18 protein-coding genes are annotated in these 19,006 nt (G+C 47.6%); 4 read left to right on the forward strand and 14 right to left on the reverse strand.

Annotated features, from left to right (window positions below; genetic code table 11):
• Nucleotides 1-3: 3 nt before the first annotated feature.
• The 8 genes from MHM95_RS09560 to MHM95_RS09595 all read right to left on the reverse strand — a co-directional run bounded on the left by MHM95_RS09560 (nt 4) and on the right by MHM95_RS09595 (nt 9,078).
• Complete coding sequence (locus MHM95_RS09560) at nt 4-795, reverse strand: TauD/TfdA family dioxygenase (protein WP_239385136.1); 792 nt, start codon at nt 793-795, stop codon at nt 4-6.
• Entirely contained in the window at nt 792-1,775 is a 984-nt protein-coding gene (locus tag MHM95_RS09565) for an isocyanide synthase family protein (protein WP_239385137.1), read from the reverse strand. The genes MHM95_RS09560 and MHM95_RS09565 overlap by 4 nt, the downstream gene beginning before the upstream one ends.
• Nucleotides 1,776-1,800: 25 nt before the next feature.
• Entirely contained in the window at nt 1,801-3,414 is a 1,614-nt protein-coding gene (locus MHM95_RS09570) for an NAD(P)/FAD-dependent oxidoreductase (protein ID WP_239385138.1), read from the reverse strand.
• Between the two features lie 9 nt (nt 3,415-3,423).
• Entirely contained in the window at nt 3,424-4,599 is a 1,176-nt protein-coding gene (locus MHM95_RS09575; protein WP_239385139.1) for a hypothetical protein, read from the reverse strand.
• Nucleotides 4,600-4,609: 10 nt separating this feature from the next.
• Nucleotides 4,610-5,410 (reverse strand): outer membrane lipoprotein-sorting protein, encoded by an 801-nt coding sequence (locus MHM95_RS09580; RefSeq protein ID WP_239385140.1) that lies wholly within the window; start codon nt 5,408-5,410, stop codon nt 4,610-4,612.
• Nucleotides 5,391-7,760, reverse strand: a complete 2,370-nt coding sequence (locus MHM95_RS09585; RefSeq protein WP_239385141.1) for an MMPL family transporter — start codon at nt 7,758-7,760, stop codon at nt 5,391-5,393. The genes MHM95_RS09580 and MHM95_RS09585 overlap by 20 nt, the downstream gene beginning before the upstream one ends.
• Nucleotides 7,761-7,850: 90 nt before the next feature.
• The gene (locus MHM95_RS09590) at nt 7,851-8,438 is read right to left on the reverse strand and encodes a TetR/AcrR family transcriptional regulator (protein ID WP_022945979.1); all 588 of its coding nucleotides are present in this window, start codon (nt 8,436-8,438) and stop codon (nt 7,851-7,853) included.
• Between the two features lie 124 nt (nt 8,439-8,562).
• Nucleotides 8,563-9,078: a DUF3016 domain-containing protein gene (locus tag MHM95_RS09595; RefSeq protein WP_239385142.1), complete on the reverse strand. Its 516-nt coding sequence runs from the start codon at nt 9,076-9,078 to the stop codon at nt 8,563-8,565.
• 453 nt (nt 9,079-9,531) lie between these two features.
• Between MHM95_RS09595 and MHM95_RS09600 the strand changes: the two genes are divergently transcribed.
• On the forward strand, nt 9,532-10,836 hold the full coding sequence (locus tag MHM95_RS09600; RefSeq protein WP_239385143.1) for a tyrosine-type recombinase/integrase: 1,305 nt from the start codon (nt 9,532-9,534) through the stop codon (nt 10,834-10,836).
• Between the two features lie 8 nt (nt 10,837-10,844).
• On the opposite strand, the gene MHM95_RS09605 is transcribed toward MHM95_RS09600, so the two are convergent.
• Both MHM95_RS09605 and MHM95_RS09610 read right to left on the reverse strand, forming a co-directional pair.
• Nucleotides 10,845-11,411 carry a hypothetical protein gene (locus MHM95_RS09605; RefSeq protein WP_239385144.1) on the reverse strand — a complete coding sequence of 189 codons (567 nt, stop codon included), beginning with the start codon at nt 11,409-11,411 and terminating at the stop codon, nt 10,845-10,847.
• Between the two features lie 29 nt (nt 11,412-11,440).
• Nucleotides 11,441-11,656, reverse strand: a complete 216-nt coding sequence (locus tag MHM95_RS09610; RefSeq protein ID WP_239385145.1) for a hypothetical protein — start codon at nt 11,654-11,656, stop codon at nt 11,441-11,443.
• Between the two features lie 319 nt (nt 11,657-11,975).
• Here MHM95_RS09610 and MHM95_RS09615 point away from each other — a divergent pair, with 319 nt between their 5' ends.
• The 3 genes from MHM95_RS09615 (at nt 11,976) to MHM95_RS09625 (ending at nt 15,215) form a co-directional block, all read left to right on the forward strand.
• Nucleotides 11,976-12,539, forward strand: a complete 564-nt coding sequence (locus MHM95_RS09615) for a recombinase family protein (RefSeq protein WP_239385146.1) — start codon at nt 11,976-11,978, stop codon at nt 12,537-12,539.
• Nucleotides 12,540-12,725: 186 nt separating this feature from the next.
• On the forward strand, nt 12,726-13,601 hold the full coding sequence (locus MHM95_RS09620; RefSeq protein WP_239385147.1) for a ParB/RepB/Spo0J family partition protein: 876 nt from the start codon (nt 12,726-12,728) through the stop codon (nt 13,599-13,601).
• Nucleotides 13,602-14,426: 825 nt separating this feature from the next.
• Complete coding sequence (locus tag MHM95_RS09625; RefSeq protein WP_239385148.1) at nt 14,427-15,215, forward strand: HNH endonuclease signature motif containing protein; 789 nt, start codon at nt 14,427-14,429, stop codon at nt 15,213-15,215.
• Between the two features lie 109 nt (nt 15,216-15,324).
• On the opposite strand, the gene MHM95_RS09630 is transcribed toward MHM95_RS09625, so the two are convergent.
• From MHM95_RS09630 to MHM95_RS09645, 4 genes are all read right to left on the reverse strand, one after another.
• Nucleotides 15,325-16,176, reverse strand: a complete 852-nt coding sequence (locus MHM95_RS09630; RefSeq protein ID WP_239385149.1) for a hypothetical protein — start codon at nt 16,174-16,176, stop codon at nt 15,325-15,327.
• 126 nt (nt 16,177-16,302) lie between these two features.
• Complete coding sequence (gene groL / locus MHM95_RS09635) at nt 16,303-17,952, reverse strand: chaperonin GroEL (protein WP_239385150.1); 1,650 nt, start codon at nt 17,950-17,952, stop codon at nt 16,303-16,305.
• A gap of 55 nt (nt 17,953-18,007) precedes the next feature.
• Nucleotides 18,008-18,295: a co-chaperone GroES gene (locus MHM95_RS09640; protein WP_022945976.1), complete on the reverse strand. Its 288-nt coding sequence runs from the start codon at nt 18,293-18,295 to the stop codon at nt 18,008-18,010.
• A gap of 113 nt (nt 18,296-18,408) precedes the next feature.
• Nucleotides 18,409-18,888, reverse strand: a complete 480-nt coding sequence (locus MHM95_RS09645; RefSeq protein ID WP_022945975.1) for an FxsA family protein — start codon at nt 18,886-18,888, stop codon at nt 18,409-18,411.
• Nucleotides 18,889-19,006: the final 118 nt, after the last annotated feature.

Here is a 19,006-nt window from a genome sequence, read left to right on the forward strand (position 1 = left end):
TCGTTACAAAATATGAACACGCTTAAGGTGTCGTGTTAGCCCTTCACCTTGAAAGCGGTGGCGACCATGCAACATGGCATGGTTATCCACCAGCAAGTAATCGCCTTGTGTCCACTGATGGGCGTAGAAGCTATCGCTGTCATATAGGTGAGCTATCAGCTCTCGCAAAAAAGCGTCACCTTGCGACGAGGACATGCCCTGCACTTGGGTCTCCACTGGATTAACGGCCATATTATCCTCATTAAAGGGTTCAATAAAGCGCATTCGCTGACGTTTAGTCGTTGGATGCGGGCTAATCAATGGCTCCTCAATAGCCCCACCATAATGCGCCTTTTTCTCAGCAAAATAGCGGATCACCTTATCTTGATACTGCTGTAACTGCTGGGATGAACAGCTCTCAAGCAACCGACAGGTATTCACAAAGGTGGTTTCACCGCCACCACTCATGGCACTACTTTGTAGACACTGAAAGAAGTTAAATCGTGGCGTCGCCCCTGCAAAGGCACCATCCCAATGCAGCTCAACCTTTCCTTGACTAAAAATATGATTTTGCGGCTGTTGGTTTATTTTTAAGTCCAACACATAACCAAAATCCCACGCCAGCAGCGGCCCCAGCTTTTTCGCAAAGGCCACCATTTGCTCATCGCTGCTGGGGTCAAAGCCACGCAGCAGCACCATACCTTGGTTCAAGATCACTTGCTCAAGTTCAGCAATGTTTAAATGTGCTAGTTTCTTCGCACCGCTTTCTCGTGCGTCAATCGTAAAGCACGCCGGTGAGACCTGTTCGCTGATCATAACTGTGGCTCTCTATGCATACGCTCATAGTGGCTGGCTTGACCATTAATGAACACTAAGACACAACCCAGCTGCTCGGCTTGCTCCCGAGGCATCAAACTATGCTCGTCGCCGTCTTTAACGAGTACCGAGTGCCAAGGCGTGGTCCACACGTCGTTTTGCGATACCAGTGAGATACCGATTTTCTCAGAAACCAAATACTGCGGGTGAATCGATAATCGCAGCGCCTGAGGCAACTCCTGTTTCAACAACCGCCCCCACGCATTACTGCGCTGAATAACACGGTAAGCTGCGGTTTTAGCAACCTTTTGCAGCGCTGTGCGGCTATGTTGAGAAAACTTTTCGATACCCGAGAAATCTTCTAACATGAAACGGGTAATGCCCTTGTACATGGTGCTGGCTTCTTTCTCTGTTTTAATGCGCTGACGCAAAGATTTGAGTGTTTCACCGTATTCAATCATCAACTCCTCACGCAATACCGCAAAGTCATTGACCTTGTCATATACATCTTCGAGGTTAAAGAAGTCGAAATAATCCGGATAATGTTGATTGGCAAAACGACGTAGGCCGTTTACATACTCACTGACATGGGCGTCGCTGACATGGATAATATCGGCGAAAACGCGCCCATCTGAGCAGATCGTTACTTTTGCACCTGGCTCATAAACCTCTTCAATTTGCTGACATAATTGCACCAGCCGCTCAAATGCAAAAAACTCTCCTTTATCTGGCAGATAGCCCAAGGTTTTGTTGCGATTGGGTGATTTTGCCGGAAAGGCTGGCAGCACCATATTGATGGGTTGCTGGCGATGAACAAAGTCCAACACCTTTTCATAATGACCGGCTATTTGCTCGTCAAACGCCACTTCTTGCTCAATCGGTAGCAGCCGCCGCTGGGCAAAAATGAGTTCTAAAATAGCCCGCGCAGTGGCATCCGCCGTATGTGCATTAACCCTGTTGTTGTTTGCTAAATTTTCCATTTTTGTGCTCTTTGTTCTGTCAGTATCAGTGTTTAAATAATTCCATCGCGTGGGTAAGCGATAGCTTGTCATTAATTGCTGCCTCGACCACTAGCGGCATTTTTTCTTCATCAAAGTCCATACGCTGAATTTCACACAGACTGCGTAAGAACCCTAAATAAGTGACTTCCAATAAGGCCTTATCAAGTTCGGCTATGGCCATCTCGTCTAACATGACGCCCCGGCTATGAGCGTGTTTCATGCGGCACTTGGTGAGCTCAATATCAAAGAAGTGACCGCGATTAAGACGATGCTCTTGGCCTTGGATCAGCTGGATAAACTCATCTTTAAGTTCATGAATGCGGGAAATCGCCGCCCCTTGCACCATGGCCAGCGCTTTTTCATTCAACTGCTCTTGGCTCATTTCACTCATGCTCGGGCAATAGCCAAATTGGCGTGCCATGGACGACGGTAAAATAAAGCCGAACCAATGCATTAATAAGGCTTCAAAATGCGTGCGGTGCACCTCGTAGCTGCCGTGGTAGTTCCCGGTAATGTGCAGCATAAAGCTCTCAAACCAGCCTAAGAGGTAGGCATTGAAGGCCTTGGTTTTGCCTGCAAACATGGCCTCGTTACCAGCTAAATCCGCCTCTATAAGTTCACCAATCATACGGTTGGCATCGGTTAAATAGGCCGAGCCCGGCGACAACAAGGGGTCTAAAAAGGCCGATGACATGCCGGTGAGAAACCAACGATCGGTTGAGAACGACTGCTTGGCCCGCCGTGATAGCCGCTTCATGGCTTTGTAATCCTGCAATTCGAAGTGGCTACCGAGAATTTCCTGCATACATTTATGCGAGCGTAAAAATTCCACGAAGTCGTCACTGGTTTTCACATTTAAGCTGACGTCGGTGTTTTTAGCGGTTACACCGATACTGACAGTGTGCTCATCCAATGGAATGAGCCATAACCAATACCCTTTATACATAAAGTGGTTGGTCGCTAATGCGCGGGTGGTAAAGTTGGTACGTGCACGCCACTGTTCACTACCCAGGCTATCGAGTGGCGTGGTGAACTTAAAGCGCGCCCAAGCTGAGCTCACAGAATGGCGATGATCTTGCGACTCGATTAAATCCAGCTTTTTACCCAGCGGCGCAGCAAACCCGGCGGCATCGACTAAATAACGACAGCGAAAGGATTTGTCTGCGGTTTTCACGCTGTGACCATGCTCGCCATCGAGTTCGATATCGCTGACCGTCTCACCCAGTAAAACGTCCACACCAATATCTCGGTTAAAGCGCACTAGGTCGTTATCAAACTTAGCGCGATCAATTTGGTGCGCCGGAATACCGTGATACCAGGTGCGCCCGAGCTCACTCATTTCCTCAACATTGAGATCACGGTCGACGCTGTCGAAGAAAAATCGCAAACCATGTTTGTACAAATGGTTGGTGTCTAAGTAAAAGCCCAGTTGCAGATCACTGGCGGCGTAATCCCAAAACGATTCTAGGGTTGATTCCCCGACCCAAGAATTAAATGACTTTTTGCGCTCTAACACGGTGACCGATAGCTCGGGGTGTTTTAGTTTTAATTGTCGTGCTAAGCAACCACCAGCCATTGAACCACCGATGATCACAACATCACTATACTGACTTACCATACATGCTCCTTACAGGTAATAGGTCAATCTTACTTCTATAAAGTCATCATCTCGGTAGAGGTAAAGCGGCTGCTGTGGCTGTTGTTCAACAAACATCCGGGCCTCAATATCAAGACTCAACTGACTATGAATACGGGTTTCGAATTCACCCTTAATGGCGATGGAATCGCCGCCATTATCGATAAGGGCTCCCAATAACAAGGTGGTGGCATCGGTGTCGTTCCAAGCGAGGCGAGAGCCTACAAAGCTGCTATTACGATATATTTGATTTTCCCGAGCCTCGGCGTCGGTGTCGCGGTGCAGCTCCAACAACAGACTGAGATCTTTACTGCTGCCCGCCACCCCATAAAAGTAATATTCCCCCCCTAGGGTGTAAGCCCAGCTACTACCACCGTAATCATGATTGCGGTGCACCGCTTCGAGCTTACCGAGCCAGCGCTCACTGGTGTATTGCGCATCAAGGCCCCATTGCTCCAAGGCGCTGTAAATAGCTTGCCCTTGGCCTTGCTCGGTGATTTCAAAGGCTGGGGTTTTATCTAAACCGTGGAAGAAATAAGCACCGACATCCCAATCATCGAGCACCGTGGCATAACGTAGCGCCAGTGATCCCCGAGTGTGCTCAGATAAACCGACAAAGCGCTCTTGGCTAATGGCCACTGGCAATGAAAAGCGCTCATCGGGTTGGCTATAATCGCGGGGGCGAAACCAAGGCATAGATAACAGCGATAAGGTGCCGTTTTCGGTAAAGTAGTCAACCTGCACTAATAGTTCACCAAGCTTCTCTTCGCCTTCAAAGTTACGCGCAGGAATACGTTGATTAACAATATCCACCAAATGACGAGACTCGGCGACGCCCCAAAACACCGTGTTCATACCGGCGCTTAGCTGCCAGTTATAGAAGGTTTTCTGTAGGTAAGCCTCTTGTAAATCCCATTCAGGCAGGGCGCTATTGGTCGCGGCCACAGTCACCACCGGCTTTATATGCGCTTGTATACCCGAGGCGCGGGAGCGGTAATCAAGCTCGAGCCATAGCCTTGGGTCCCAAGCAAAGTTATGCGTTTGCTGAGCCCGAGCGCTATCGCCATTGTATTGCCGGGCGCCGAGCTCTACCGCAGGCGTTATTTGCCATTGACCATACACGCAAGGCGCAAACACACAGAGCAATAGCCACCACTTCCTGAACATCACTACATCCTTACTTCAATGACGATTTAACAAAATCGCGATTACTTAAGCGCACAGAGAAATCGTAATCAGAGAACACCAAGGTGGTTTTTTTACCGCTTTGATGGTTTTCCATATGCATAGTTTGTGGTCGCCAGAATTTGTCTTGATAGTGCTGATAATCAGACAAGGTCAGGGTTTTAAGATGGGCTTCTTTACGGTCATAAAAGTCGATTTTGCGCACCTGGTAATGGCTTAAGTCAATTAAGGCGCGCTGGCGGGTATAGCCAGAATTTTCATACTTGGGGATACGGTCGACCACCGCACAGGTGAACTCACCGCATTGCTGCTCATCAATATAGCGATATTCGTACTTATTGAGCTCTTGGGCGGTAAAATCTTCAAAAGCAAACTCACTGCCCACAAAGGGGCCCGATTTATTCGCCGAGGAAATGCGCTTTACGCGTTTTAGCGCTGGAAGATAAAGCCATTGATCGTCTGGCTCCAGTATTTGCGCATGCGATAACAGCTTGGTGTCTTGTACATCGGCCGGGGAGTTAAAGACAATCAGGCTTTTATCGCCTTTATCTTCGTCGGCCACTTCTTTGGTGAGCATGCTTAAGCTGCGGCTCGATTTACGCCCGCTGGCGTCTTCAAGGTGCATCATGACATCGACGCGACTGACGCCAAAGCCGCGATCGGAGCGGTCACTTTGTGCCGCGATTTCATAGCCTCGTTGTTGCGCATCGCTGGAAGCAGTTGCAGCCCAAACTGGCGTGATAAAGGTGACTGCCGATAGCACGGCAAAAGCACTAGGAATTAATGGCTTCATGCGGGTTCTCCTTAATAGCTGAAAGACTCGGTTGAGATGAGGTAGACGGGCGTGCAACAAGCATGAGCAGCGCCGGGAGTAATAAGAAATCAATGATCAGCGCCATAACAATGGCCAGTGCCGTTAACATGCCCATTTGCGCGTTGATCATAAAGGTGGAGTAAGCCAGCACCATAAAGCCGCCCGCTAAAATTAAGGTGGTCACGAAGATGGCCTCTCCGACAGTGGTAAACGCATATTCGATGGCCGCTTGCGGTGTGAGGCCGCGCTCTCGCCGAGCTCTTAGGTACTTGCTGAGGAAGTGCACGGTGTTATCGACAATGATCCCTAACGAAGTGGAGGTCACTGTGGCCGCCGCAACCCCCACTTGCCCCACTAACAGTGCCCATACACCAAAGGTGAACAACATCGGAATGGTATTGGGGATCAAGCTTAAGAAGCCGTACTTAAGGCTACGTAAGGTAAGGATCATAATCAGGCAAATCGCGATAATGGCAATGGCATTACCACTGAGCATGCTTTGTGCGTTACGTTGGAAAATATGTGAAAACATCACCGTAGCGCCAGTGGCTTTGGCATGCATCGGCGCTGGTGTGTTGCTTTGCAGCCAGCCTTCAGCGCGCTCAATAAAGGCCTGAATTTCTGCAGTAGACAGGTTATCCAGCGTCAGGCTTAACCGTGAAGCCGATTTATCCATACTGACGCGGTCAGTTAAATCGAGGCCAAAGGGCAGTGACATCTCGTACAGCAACAGATACTGCGCCGCCAACTGACGATTATCAGGCAAGCGATACAGCGCCTCGTTATCCTGATGCATATTCTTATTTAAGCGTTTAATGATGTCGGTGTAGCTATACACATGGACTACTTCTGGCTGTTGACGTAACCATGTGGTGAACTCTGCCAGTCCCTGCTGATACTCGGGTTTACTGACGCCGCCACTTTCACCACTTTGAATGTCAAACTCCACTACATAAATGCCTGTTAAGTGCTCCATGGTGAAGTCGGTGTCGCGACGAAACTCAACGCGCTGATCAAAGTAGTTTACGAACTCGTCATTGAGCTCAATTTGCGGAATAGCCAAGCCACAGCCAATGCTCAGTAGCACTGTCGCAGCAATAATCATTCGATACTTTTTCGCGACCTGATTACCAAAGCGCCCTAACCACACATTCAGCCCGTTGCGCTTTTTCTTATAGGTTTTCTTATCCGGCAAAATAGCCAGTAAACAAGGCAGGAATACCAGTGACAGCAACCAAGCAGCGGCGATACCCATGGCGGTGATATTCCCTAAATCAGCAAATGGCGGCGCATCAGACATATTTAAGGTTAAAAAACCAACGATGGTGGTGATACTGGTAATGGACACGGCAACAAAATTGACCCGTAAGCTCTCTTTAATTGCAGCGAGCTTGTCCATGCCCTCTCTTCGCGCGCTAGCGTAAGACAACAGCACATGGATGCTATCGGCAATGGCCAAGGTGAGAATAATGGTCGGTGCGGTGATGGAGATAGGCGTAAGCTCTATACCGATATAGCCAGTTAGGCCCATGGCCGCAGCGCTGGCAAGGATCACTACACCCACCGCAGCAATGGTACCGGGAATACTGCGCAGGCTCATATACATCACCACTATGAGCACTAGGTACATAATCGGCGTGAGGGTTTGCGCATCGGTTTGCCCAGCTTCACTAAAGGCGTTGTTGAGCATAGAGATGCCACTAATAGCAAAGGTAAGCTCAGGGTGCTGCTGCTTCATTTGCGCCACTAAATCGCGCACATAATTCACCGCTTTTGGCACTTCCGCCAAAGACTTCCCTGGATATTGCACGGTAATATTAATACCCGAGGTGCGGCCATTGTTGGCAATTAAGCGGTTGGCCAGTAGCGGTTCATCAAGGGCTATGCGTGCTTTTTCTTGCAATGCTGGCCAAGATAATTGCTCGGCATTTTTGATCAGATCGGCGACGATAAGGTCGTCTTGCTCAGCATAGGTATGTTGGAAATTAGTGATAGAGTCGACACGACTCGCAAAAGGGGTTTTCCACGCCTGTTCGGTGAGCTGCTCCACCACCTTCGCATGATTAGGCGTTAACCCTTGGCTTTGCTCGTCGTGCACGACGATCAGAATGTTGTCATTTTTACTGTATTTGTCTTGGAAGTTCTCAAAGGCAACGAGCTCTGGGTTCTCGGGGCTGAAAAATGCCCGGTAGTCGTTCGAGAAAGTGAGCCCTTTAGCCCCTATTGCCAGTGCGATGCAAATCAGCACACTGACAATAAGCAATAGCCAAGGGTAGCGTGTCACGCACTGCCCCCACCGCAGGGCTAAGTTGCTAATAAAGTGGTTCATTATCACTCCTTATAACAGAACACACATTCTGATAATAGTAAAAAATAACGCCTCAAGTGAGGCTCTTTATTTTCATAATAGCACAGTACCTTATTCAGGTTCAGCCATCATGTCGAATATAGTCGTCAAATATTGCCGTAATGTGTCACGATGAAAATCACTGCGAGCCATCACTGCTACGCCTTGCAACACACCGAGTAAGCACACGCTTAAATCAAATGCACTGAGCTCCTGGCGTACCTCGCTACGTGCTTGAGCTCGCTCAATAAAATGCTGAAACTGTGCGGTCAGCTTGGCATAAATATCACGCACAATGCTGTTCACATCCATATCTGTTTCACCAATCTCGGTAGCTGTATTGCAAATAAGACAGCCATTAGCGCCATGCTCAGCAATGTTCTCGCTGTACATGGAGAAAAAACAGCGTAGGTCTTCAAGCTCACCATCACTTTGCGCTATACGCTTCAGCCCTGGGCTAATTTTGCTGAGGGAATACTCTTGCAAACACCGTTTGAACAGTTCTTTCTTGTTACCAAACTCTTGGTAAAAACCATACCTACTCACACCTGTTGCTTTAACCAACTGCTCCATTGATGTATCGCGGTAACCTTGGCGCCAAAACATAATCGTTGCTTTGCGCAGGGCTTCACTTACATCAAATTCTCTGGTTCGTGCCATAGGTTGTTCTCTGCTTAGCGTTTTTAAGAATGTACATTCTGAAATAAAAAAGATCAAGTTAAGATCAAAAAGAAAAAGCGCCCATTGGGCGCCTAACTTTGCCTTAATTGAATAGTGCTAGTCGTTAGCGATAGGCTTTCTTCGGCTCGATACCCAGCTCAGGCAACAAGGTTTTCTCAAACCACGAGCTTATCAAGCGAAAATCATAATAGTTGGCTTCGTTGGCTCGAGGTGAGCGAATGCGATCCATAAACTGCATGTCTTTTAAGTCCGCTTCCCCTTCACTGACCACCTTACCCTCGGCATCGGTGACCGAGTAAGTAAAGTTAATCTTAGGCATGTAAATAGGTTTAATCACGCGGATCTCATTCATCCCAAAGCGCACATCGCCGGCCAAATCGAGGTTGGTGATCTCAGCGTTAAACACATACCCTTCAGGCAGATTTTCTGCTTCTCTATTAAAGTGCTTATTAAAGTTTTTAACCAGTCGCTTATGAAACGGTCCTTTTACTTCATTAGCTGGACGCGCATCGGTGTAATCGTCTAAGTCATGCCATTTGATTTTTGCTTCGCCAGCATAGCTACTAAGGGATGTAACTAATGCCGCGATTGCCAAACTGTAGCTCAGTGATTTCATCATACTCTCCAATTGCGTACGTCTATCTATTATAGACCGCTTGTTGTGTTGTTTGATTACTAAAACACCGCCAAGTTCGTAACAATTAGTAATCATTAATAACTATTTGTAGCCTGTGTACCCAATCGAGTCAACGCCCAGCAACTAACCCCTCTGAGTTTTACAGTTTGCCTCGTCGAATATCTCATTTAGCAGCAGCGACTGTTTATTGCTTGAGTCTAACGTTCGCTACTCCTTGAGCGCCCAAACAATAGGAGTTACTAAGCCAATAATTGTTGCCGCCTTCAGCTTTCTCTCAGTACGTCAGAAGAATATTGCTGTCAGGGCCTAGTTTGGGATGAAATTCAGCAGCCATAAAAAAACCCAGCCGAAGCTGGGTTTTATAAAGTGAGATAGCTTGAGGGATGATTACATCATGCCGACCCAAAATGCAGTCGCGTCCAGGATTGCCGCTAAATGTGGCCTGGTGGTAATATTATTGTCTACATTGTTGGCTACATGACGGACTACATGGCGAAGCGAGAGAACCAATACTTAAAGCTAAGAGGGAACATTTGGTGGTATCAAAGGCGTGTTCCCCGGGCCCTGATGGCGCGATTTAACGGTGAAACTATGATTTCGGAGAGCTTACACACAGGTGACATACGCGAGGCTCGAGCTAAACGCGATATACTGAACGGCAAGCTGGAGGAACAAAAGTTTAACGCCTACAATCCAGACCGACACAGGTTCCTAGAACTCGTTAAGACGTTCTCCGAGGATAAGGAGCGTAACCCCGAAGAATGGGACCTACCATTGGACCCCAGAGAAATGCACTCTAAAGGTGACGTGGCGGCTCTCGACGCGTTCACAACGGTTAATGGCTATCATGATCAGCGGCACAAATACGGAATAACACTAAAAGAAGGACTCGAAGTCTGGAATCGCAAATTTAAGAAGGCCAAGACCCCAGAGACGGTAGCCAAAATGAAAAAGACCGTTTCCGATTTCCTTGCGTATTTAAACGTGTTTGATGTTCAAATAGCCGATATTACGAACCGTCAAGTGCACGACTTTATCGAGGTATTACAGACTACCAAAGCTAAAACTACGATTCTCGGTAATATAAGCCGACTTCGTTCTATTTGGACCTATTGCAAAAGTTTAGGGGAAGTTTCAGGTGAGTGTCCATTTGACGGTCACAAGGTTGTGGGTTCCGAAGGTCACAACCAGTATCAGCCGTTCACCATCGAAGAAATGGCATGGATAAGGACCAACATTGCAGTCGATGACCCAAAAATGCGCCTACTTTTAGAGCTAGGAGTTTTTACTGGGTGTCGTATTTCGGAATTATGTAATCTTACTCCGGAACGTGTAATTCAACAAGAAGGCATAACCGCAATTTTTATCAATAAAGGAAAAACCTCGGCGGCAACTCGTTTGGTTCCTCTTACTGATGAGCTCGGAAAACGCCTAAAAGCTTTTTCAAAAAAGTTACCACACGAGGAACGCTTATTTGGTATCGACGACAAAGATGCTAGCCGTTGGTTCTCCCGAATTAAGACGGAACATATATCAACTGATAGCGCAAAGTGCTTTCATTCTTTTCGCGTTATGTTCGCGACGGCTATGCAGCAAGCGGAAGTCGATGAGTTAAAAGCGGCGGCTATTCTTGGGCACAAACGGGGCAATACGATGATTTATGGTTATTATTCTAAGGGGTATGAGCTCAAGCAGCTTTATGATGCTTATATGCAAGCGGTTAAGTTCATCCGGTGGTAGAAAATTAGTTAGTTGCCGCTTAACTGTTCTACAACGCTCTTAACGGTTTTTTCGGTCATCTGCTTCTTTTCGTCCTCTGTCGCAATACTGAACAGTATACCCCCAACGATAACCGTTGTTATAACGGCGGCGAATACTCCCGAAAAGCCGTTCCATAACCATTTGGCGGAGCGCCTCCACCATGACGCTTGTTCGTACGTTTTGGCAGAATTTTTTAGTTGTCGAACGGCATCATCGAAAGCCTTTTTCTTCTTCTTTTCCAGCTCATCGACTTTTCGAGCGTGTTCTCTTTCCAATCGTGTTGTTACATCATTGGCGATGTTACTATGTACGACTGTAAGAAGTGTTTTGGCTTGGTTTCTAAAGCCGTCCAGAATCTGTTGGCTGCGGACAACGGAATCGTGGTGACTCTGGACTTGTTCTTGTATTTCTTCTTCAGGAGTATTATTTTTGCGGAGTTGGGTCGCAAGATCATGTTTGGATTTTTTGTAAAACGCGTAGGCGACGAGGCCGACCAAATCGTTATCGCCCTCCACAAGACACTCAAAAACCCAGTTTTTCTTAGCTGACTTCATCTCATCCCTGTACTGCTCAGCGAGAAGCCTTATGCGATTTTAGTTTCTCTTAAAGACAAAACCTTCATGAAAGCGTCTCGATACAAACCGTTAAGCTTGCTTTTCGACGACTTATTTTTAGAAGTATCTCGCGACATCTCTTGTATCTCGGAAATTGAGATCCCTTCAAGAGCCTTCATGACTGCTCTAATATGCTCTTCGTCCAGTTCTCGTATTTCGCGAGGCTGCTTATATGCATACTTCATGGAACCCTCCGTTTTAACACACCCTTATTTTGGGCGCTCGTATCCTACGTTAGTTCAAAAAAAAGTCAATAACAATAGATTGTCAGTTGAATTCACCATTATTCGTTATATTTCATCCTTGGTGTAAGACATGTCTTACAAAACGACCCATCCTTATACGAAATGTCTTACGTGCGCCTGCGAAGAGTTCAATAAGGTATACGCTGGGCGAACCGCTAAGGCGAACTTAAATGGTGTTCGTACAGGGTTGTATCTCCATGAACTTAATCATAGGATGCGAACCTCTATGATCCTGTGCGAACTGTTTTAAGGAGTCCGAATGCCTTCTCACCGATATGGCTATGCCCGAGTATCCACATTAGACCAATCCACCAGCGTTCAACGAGAAGCCCTCGAGGCGGCGAAATGCGATCGTGTTTATGAGGAGCTAGTCTCGGGGACTTCGAGAAATGGACGCAATGAGCTCGCTCGGGTTCTTGAGATACTTCGAGAGGGTGATACGTTGGTTGTTACTCGAATCGACAGACTCGCTCGCTCGATGAAAGACCTACAAGACATCGTTCACGACCTTAAAGGCCGAGGCATTTATCTCGAAGCTACAGAGCAGCCGATCGACACTAGTACCGCTGCGGGAAAAGCGTTCCTCGATATGCTCGGGGTTTTCGCCGAGTTCGAGACAAATCTCCGTAAAGAGCGTCAACTTGAGGGAATCGCTAAGGCGAAGGCTAAGGGGGTCTACAAGGGTGGAGCCCCTTTGGCCAACGAGAAAAAGGAACTAGTCCGACGCCTGTACCGAAGCGGATTGAAACCAGCCGAAATAATACGGCAAAGCGGAGTTGGTAAGACGTCCGTTTTTAAAATAATCAAAGAGTTGAGATCCTGATCTAAGACCCCATTTTTCGATTCGAAGCAAATCATGGTCGACAAAAGACGTACTTTTTTGCACGTTTGAACGCCTCACAGAAGGGTCTATAAGCCAATTTAATCAAGGCTTTGGGGAGATCCCCCCTTGCCCCAAACACTGAGACGTACGGATATGTGTCGACCTATCTTTAGGGCAATAAAAGGAATGAGAAGCAAACAGTTAGAAGTGTCCCTCGGCCTGCTCCGAGAGGACTCCAGACTCCAAGTTAGATCCCCACGTTCAATAAAAGCTTTGCAGCGCGAAGTCGTCGAGAAGAGCCTCGAGGATAGCGTCGAAAAGTTTAAAGTGATTCTCGACACGGGCTCGACGCTCGATCCGATTGAAGTTTTTGAAGACGACGGCTTGTACTACATCATTGATGGACACCACCGCTACAGGGCCTACCTCGAGCACGAGGGGTTTGAACCACCGTTTAATGAGCCCGATTCCAATGCTCGCAAAGTTCCGGTATTAGTTCGAGACGGAGACCTTCTGCACCACCTCAGGGCAAGCCACACTGTTAACACAAAGCACGGAGTTGGCCTTGAAAAAGGTGAGAGAACTCAACGGCTACTTTTTTCACTGGTTCATACTCCACAGGCAGAATGGAAGCCGATCAAAGAGATGGTCCGGGAGACAGCATTATCCGAAAGCCAAATCGATAAAATCCGCAGGGCTGCGAGAACGTTGATCGAAGAAGCTGGGATAGCACCTCCGTATGACCCAGACGATATTCAAACACAAATTGAGCAATGGGTCGCTCAGAAGAAAAAGGTACATAAGACCGCAGATGGTAAAAGCCGAGTTCCAACTGACGACCAGGGCTACCCCAGTGTTACCTACGTCAATACACGCAAGGCCGTTGCAGAGGTGGACGACGACACAATAGTTAAATCTCGAGTCATCAAGTACCTAGAGCCCTACGCAATGAACAATCCAGAGGCAGTCCGAGCTGCTGTTAAACGACTCAACAAACTGTACGACCTCGGTATAACCGTCAAGAGTAGCTGGACGCCACCTATAGAAGAAGAGGATTTTTAATGCCGAACTAATCGCTCTCCGTGAAGCCTTTAAAATTGCCATTGAGTACGTCGAGAGGGATCTCCCCGTAGAGATACTAAGTGACTCCGACTACTCACTTAAAGCTGTATTCGTGTGGGCTTCTGGCTGGGAGAAAAACGGGTGGCTGACGTCTAAGAAGGAGCCCGTCAAGAATGCCGACTTGGTGCGAGAGTGCTTGGCCCTATCGAGACCTATGGAAGGCAAAATTCAGGTGAAGCATGTCGCAGCTCATAACGGAACTGAGGGCAACGAACTCGCAGATCGACTTGCGATGCAAGCCTCATTGAACAAAGTGACCGAATGGTGCGAGTACGGCTCGTTTAAGACTGTCGAAGAATTGTTGAAGATGGAGCGAGGTTAGTCGTACGATAAACAAAAACGATTGGAGCAAAAACAAGAATGGACTTGGAATCGATACGCCCGAGTGAGTCACCACGGATAATTGATCTCGTTGCCGAGGTTGGCATAGATACGAGCGGTTGGCTAACAAACTCAGATGGGTCACCTTGCGAAACCCCAGCGAGTAACCCGAAGTTTTGCTATGAGTGGTGTTATCGAGACTTCGAGAAAAAGCTACTCCTCGTTAATCTTTGGTTCGACGAGACCCACGTCGAAGATGGCCGATTGGTGCAACGTCTCAATATGAGTCGTATCGCGTCCAACGACCCAGACTCCAATAGAAGACGTCGTGCAATGGCCATGGACTCCGCATTCAGAGTGGCCAACCTTGGTGGATGGACGATAAGGGCGATGATTTTAGGTCGTGATGTCGGAGCCGAAGGGAAATCAAGAGCGGCGACTCGAATGTTAGATCCAAACGAATGGCAAATTGAGAAGTACGACGACGAGACTGGAGAATGCATCCTCGTCCGAGCAGGTTCAAGGTCATCGACGCTCGAAACGTCAACTAATAACTGGACTCAGGAGGAGTTGAAAGCGTCCGTCGAAGCGTACGTCGAAATGAGAGACAAGCAGACCGCTGGTGAACCGTTCATAAAGAAGGAGGTCTATCGACGTCTTGCAGAGCGTTTCGACAGGACCGAGAAGTCTTTCGAATTCAGGATGCAGAACATCTCACACGTATTGGCTCAGCAAGGTCGAGAGTGGATCAAAGGGTTGCGACCCGCGAGAAACGTCGGAGCGAACGTAACCAGGGAGATAGAACTCTTACTGGCAGAAGTCGAGAAGAGCGCGCCAACCGACGTTGCGACGTTCAATACGCAGGTAGAAGCGCTCCGTAAGAAGCAGCCCCCCTCGCCTCCTTCTGGCAACAAAACCCCGTCTAAAAGCGAGACTACCTCCACGTCCTACAAACGAGACCCGTCGGTTGTAGCCTGGGTACTTAACGAAGCTGGCGACGAGTGCGAGTCTTGTGGCTGCTCCTCTCCTTTCGTAAAAGACGACGGCTCGCCGTATCTCGAAGTGCATCATGTCGTGCGTCTCGCAGACAATGGGCCGGACACGACCGATAACGCGGTAGCTCTATGCCCCAACTGTCACAGAGCGCTTCACCACGCCGCCGACAAGCACGACCGAAGGGAATCGCTTTATGACATGGTATCTCGACTGAGAAAGCCGCACAGAACGACGTAGCGACCGTAAAGCGGGTCCTTCCTGGAGTGTATCTCGAGGGTAATTCGCGCCGCGTCGTTTCATTTCTGCAAGGGAAAACCGACGACCTTTCTTTTGTTGCGGGTCCCTACTAACTTGTTGCAGGTGGAGCTGTATAGATTAAATAGTTACAAAATGCCGCACACATTATGAACATCAGTCGCGCCTCAGCCTCGCCAACATTAGATGAATCTTCAAGCGCATGTCTTATCCCGGCCTCATCGTTGGTATACCCGTAAATACTGCTAAACCCATTTTTCAAAGCTGGATGCAGCCCCTCACGTCTTCCTATGGTGTTTAAAGCAGAACCAAGAGTTTTTTCGCCAGGAGCAAGCTTCTTGGCGATTGATTCAACAGCTGAAATCGATTCCTTGATGCTGTTTCGATAATCAGGCGCTTCCCTATCAGATAGCTTTTTTAACGCCATTCTGATGTGCTCTTGCGCCCCCCCGGCTAACGGAGAATGTGATCCAAGTATTTTCTCCACTTCTTGAATTTCGTGTTCGGACACTACGCTGGTAACACGCCCATCTATCACTCGATATGCCGCGTTATTTGTTTCCAATGCTTTATTCACTAGGTCAGCGAAAGAATCTGCATCATTAAACTGGTACGGCAAAAGAAGTTCGACAAAATCATAAACCCGGTTCCAGTCGAGCTTATTAAATTCTGCTTCGATAAAATTTAGGCACTTAGTCCAATTGTTAGGACGTTGGTTAATTGGGATTTTGAAAAAAGCGAAGGCCTTTTGACTCAACTTATCCATGTTAGACAAGGTAACATTAGCAAGGCCTGTAGAGTCAGATACGGAGTTGCCAGAGCTAAACTGCCCCCAAAAAGACAGGTAGATGGCATTCCAAAGGTCTACCCTAAGGTTTTCGTCTATGGACTCCTTTTGGACCAGTTGGGTTTTAGTTAAACCGTTTCGCTCGGAAAAGCTCATTTGAACTCCTTTTAATAAAAAAAGGATGCCGTCGTCTCCAACAGGCACCCTCTTTATTGTCTACATTAACGTCTACGACGAAATGTAACGAATTGATTTTAAATTAATAAAATCCGGCAGACTGGCTTACATCATGCCGCCCATGCCACCCATTCCGCCCATGCCACCCATATCTGGTGCAGCTGGTGCGTCTTCTTTAGGTAGTTCAGCAACCATCGCTTCTGTGGTGATCATGAGACCGGCTACCGAAGCTGCGAACTGCAATGCAGAGCGTGTTACTTTCGTTGGGTCAAGGATACCCATCTCTAGCATGTCGCTGTACTCGCCTGTTGCCGCGTTGTAACCATAGTTACCTTCGCCGCCTTTGACTGCGTTCACAACCACTGATGCTTCATCACCAGCGTTAGAAACGATTTGGCGAAGTGGCGCTTCCATAGCGCGTAGGGCTACATTGATACCATGATTTTGGTCTTCGTTGTCAGCGGTAAGTGAAGCAATCTTAGTTGCCACACGAACCAGCGCTACACCACCACCAGGTACAACACCCTCTTCAACCGCAGCACGCGTTGCGTGTAACGCATCTTCTACGCGGTCTTTCTTCTCTTTCATTTCAACTTCGGTCGCAGCGCCGACTTTGATTACCGCAACACCGCCAGCTAGTTTCGCCATGCGCTCTTGTAGTTTCTCTTTATCGTAGTCAGACGTCGCTTCTTCGATTTGCGCTTTGATTTGACCCACACGGCCATCAATCGCTTCTTGCTCACCAGCACCATCAATAATGGTGGTGTCATCTTTGGTGATTACTATGCGCTTCGCTGTACCTAAGTCTTCTAGTGTCGCTTTTTCAAGCTCAAGACCGATTTCTTCAGAAATCACTGTACCACCGGTTAGGATGGCGATGTCTTGTAGCATCGCTTTACGACGGTCACCAAAACCAGGCGCTTTAACCGCCGCTACTTTAACGATGCCACGCATGTTGTTAACAACCAGTGTTGCCAATGCCTCACCTTCTAGGTCTTCAGCAACAATCAGCAATGGCTTGCTAGTTTTCGCTACCGCTTCTAGGGTAGGTAGAAGCTCACGGATGTTTGATACTTTTTTGTCAACCAATAGGATGTGTGGGTTATCTAGTTCAACAACACCTTTTTCTGAGTTGTTGATGAAGTAAGGAGAAAGGTAACCACGGTCGAACTGCATACCTTCAACAACATCCAGCTCATTCTGTAGTGATTGACCTTCTTCAACAGTGATAACACCAGACTCACGGCCTACTTTTTCCATTGCTTCAGCAATGATTTCACCAATTTCTTTGTCAGAGTTGGCTGAGATAGTACCCACCTGAGCAATGGCTTTGTTATCTGCACAAGGCACAGAAAGGTTTTTCAGCTCTTCGACTGCGGCGATAACAGCTTTGTCGATACCGCGCTTAAGGTCCATTGGGTTCATACCCGCAGCAACAGCTTTAAGGCCTTCGTTAACAATTGACTGTGCTAGTACGGTTGCAGTAGTGGTACCGTCACCGGCGGCGTCATTCGCTTTTGAGGCTACTTCTTTAACCATCTGCGCGCCCATGTTCTCGAACTTGTCTTCAAGCTCAATTTCTTTCGCTACAGAAACACCATCTTTAGTGATTGTGGGTGAGCCAAAAGACTTATCTAGAACAACGTTACGGCCTTTAGGACCTAAAGTTACTTTTACTGCATCTGCTAATACATTTACGCCTTTAAGCATTTTAGTGCGGGCGTCATTTGCAAAACGTACTTCTTTTGCTGCCATTGTTTCTTTCCTCTAAATTCTGTTTAAACCAAGTGTGTCAACATCAAGGGGTGAGTTAGCTCACGATACCTAGGATGTTGTCTTCACGCATAATTAGGTACTCTTGACCGTCGATTTTTTCAGTCTTCTCAACGTAAGAGCCGAACAACACAGTGTCGCCCGCTTTTACTTCCAATGCGCGTACTTCGCCGCTATCCAATACTCGGCCGTTACCTACTGCCACTACTTCACCTCGCGATGATTTTTCAGCCGCAGAACCAGTCAGCACGATACCGCCAGCAGACTTGGTTTCTTCTTCTAGACGCTTAACGATCACGCGATCATGTAAAGGACGAATGTTCATTTGTTTGTTTCTCCTAACAGTTTCTGAACAACTACAGAAAAGTCATTAAAATTTAGTTGCCATATCTAATGGGGGTCGAGGTTTTAAAACCCAAGAGTAAAAATTAAAATTTTTTACTCTTTTCGTTCATATTCACCTTCGATAGTGGTGTGCTCTTCGCGACGCTCACTGTGTTGATGCTGTTGATGGCTGTGAAATTCAGCACTGAAGGTGCTTTGCCCCATACCTTGGCTCATGCGCACTTGCGCCTGAGAAGCAAAGGTTGCGGCCATTTTATTGCGCACTGCTGGCGTCAGTAATAAGAAGCCGAATACGTCGGTCACTATACCGGGCGTCAACAACAGAACGCCAGCAATGATGACACAGATACCAGTAAACATTTGTTTTGCCGGCATTTGCCCTTGTGCCATTTGCACCTGCGCCTCACGCATTGCGCCAACGCCTTGTTGCTTCACCAGCTTAGCGCCCAAAATCGCGGTAACGATAATTAAGGCAATGGTGGCAACACCGCCAATCACCTCGCTTAATTGAATCAATAGCGCGATTTCGATGATTGGAACAATGATAAATAGTAAAAAAAGTGCTCTGAACATAACGGCTCTCATAAAAGTCGATGAAATAGAATTGAGGTTGATAAGGTCAGATTTCAAGTCATCTGTTGTCGCTCTATGGGCTTTGCCCTTGCTATCAGCTAGTATGGGGGTTAGAAAC

Source organism: Pseudoalteromonas sp. CnMc7-15 (genome assembly GCF_022347925.1).
Lineage (GTDB): Bacteria > Pseudomonadota > Gammaproteobacteria > Enterobacterales > Alteromonadaceae > Pseudoalteromonas > Pseudoalteromonas ruthenica.

Coding starts and splice junctions, on each gene's coding strand:
- MHM95_RS09620 (WP_239385147.1), top strand. CDS start 12,726: ATGAGAAGCAAACAGTTAGAAGTGTCCCTCGGCCTGCTCCGAGAGGAC.
- MHM95_RS09605 (WP_239385144.1), bottom strand. CDS start 11,411: ATGAAGTCAGCTAAGAAAAACTGGGTTTTTGAGTGTCTTGTGGAGGGC.
- MHM95_RS09590 (WP_022945979.1), bottom strand. CDS start 8,438: ATGGCACGAACCAGAGAATTTGATGTAAGTGAAGCCCTGCGCAAAGCA.
- MHM95_RS09575 (WP_239385139.1), bottom strand. CDS start 4,599: ATGTTCAGGAAGTGGTGGCTATTGCTCTGTGTGTTTGCGCCTTGCGTG.
- MHM95_RS09615 (WP_239385146.1), top strand. CDS start 11,976: ATGCCTTCTCACCGATATGGCTATGCCCGAGTATCCACATTAGACCAA.
- MHM95_RS09580 (WP_239385140.1), bottom strand. CDS start 5,410: ATGAAGCCATTAATTCCTAGTGCTTTTGCCGTGCTATCGGCAGTCACC.
- MHM95_RS09560 (WP_239385136.1), bottom strand. CDS start 795: ATGATCAGCGAACAGGTCTCACCGGCGTGCTTTACGATTGACGCACGA.
- MHM95_RS09565 (WP_239385137.1), bottom strand. CDS start 1,775: ATGGAAAATTTAGCAAACAACAACAGGGTTAATGCACATACGGCGGAT.
- MHM95_RS09645 (WP_022945975.1), bottom strand. CDS start 18,888: ATGTTCAGAGCACTTTTTTTACTATTTATCATTGTTCCAATCATCGAA.
- MHM95_RS09585 (WP_239385141.1), bottom strand. CDS start 7,760: ATGAACCACTTTATTAGCAACTTAGCCCTGCGGTGGGGGCAGTGCGTG.
- MHM95_RS09640 (WP_022945976.1), bottom strand. CDS start 18,295: ATGAACATTCGTCCTTTACATGATCGCGTGATCGTTAAGCGTCTAGAA.
- MHM95_RS09630 (WP_239385149.1), bottom strand. CDS start 16,176: ATGAGCTTTTCCGAGCGAAACGGTTTAACTAAAACCCAACTGGTCCAA.
- MHM95_RS09610 (WP_239385145.1), bottom strand. CDS start 11,656: ATGAAGTATGCATATAAGCAGCCTCGCGAAATACGAGAACTGGACGAA.
- MHM95_RS09595 (WP_239385142.1), bottom strand. CDS start 9,078: ATGATGAAATCACTGAGCTACAGTTTGGCAATCGCGGCATTAGTTACA.
- MHM95_RS09600 (WP_239385143.1), top strand. CDS start 9,532: ATGTGGCCTGGTGGTAATATTATTGTCTACATTGTTGGCTACATGACG.
- MHM95_RS09625 (WP_239385148.1), top strand. CDS start 14,427: ATGTTAGATCCAAACGAATGGCAAATTGAGAAGTACGACGACGAGACT.
- groL (WP_239385150.1), bottom strand. CDS start 17,952: ATGGCAGCAAAAGAAGTACGTTTTGCAAATGACGCCCGCACTAAAATG.
- MHM95_RS09570 (WP_239385138.1), bottom strand. CDS start 3,414: ATGGTAAGTCAGTATAGTGATGTTGTGATCATCGGTGGTTCAATGGCT.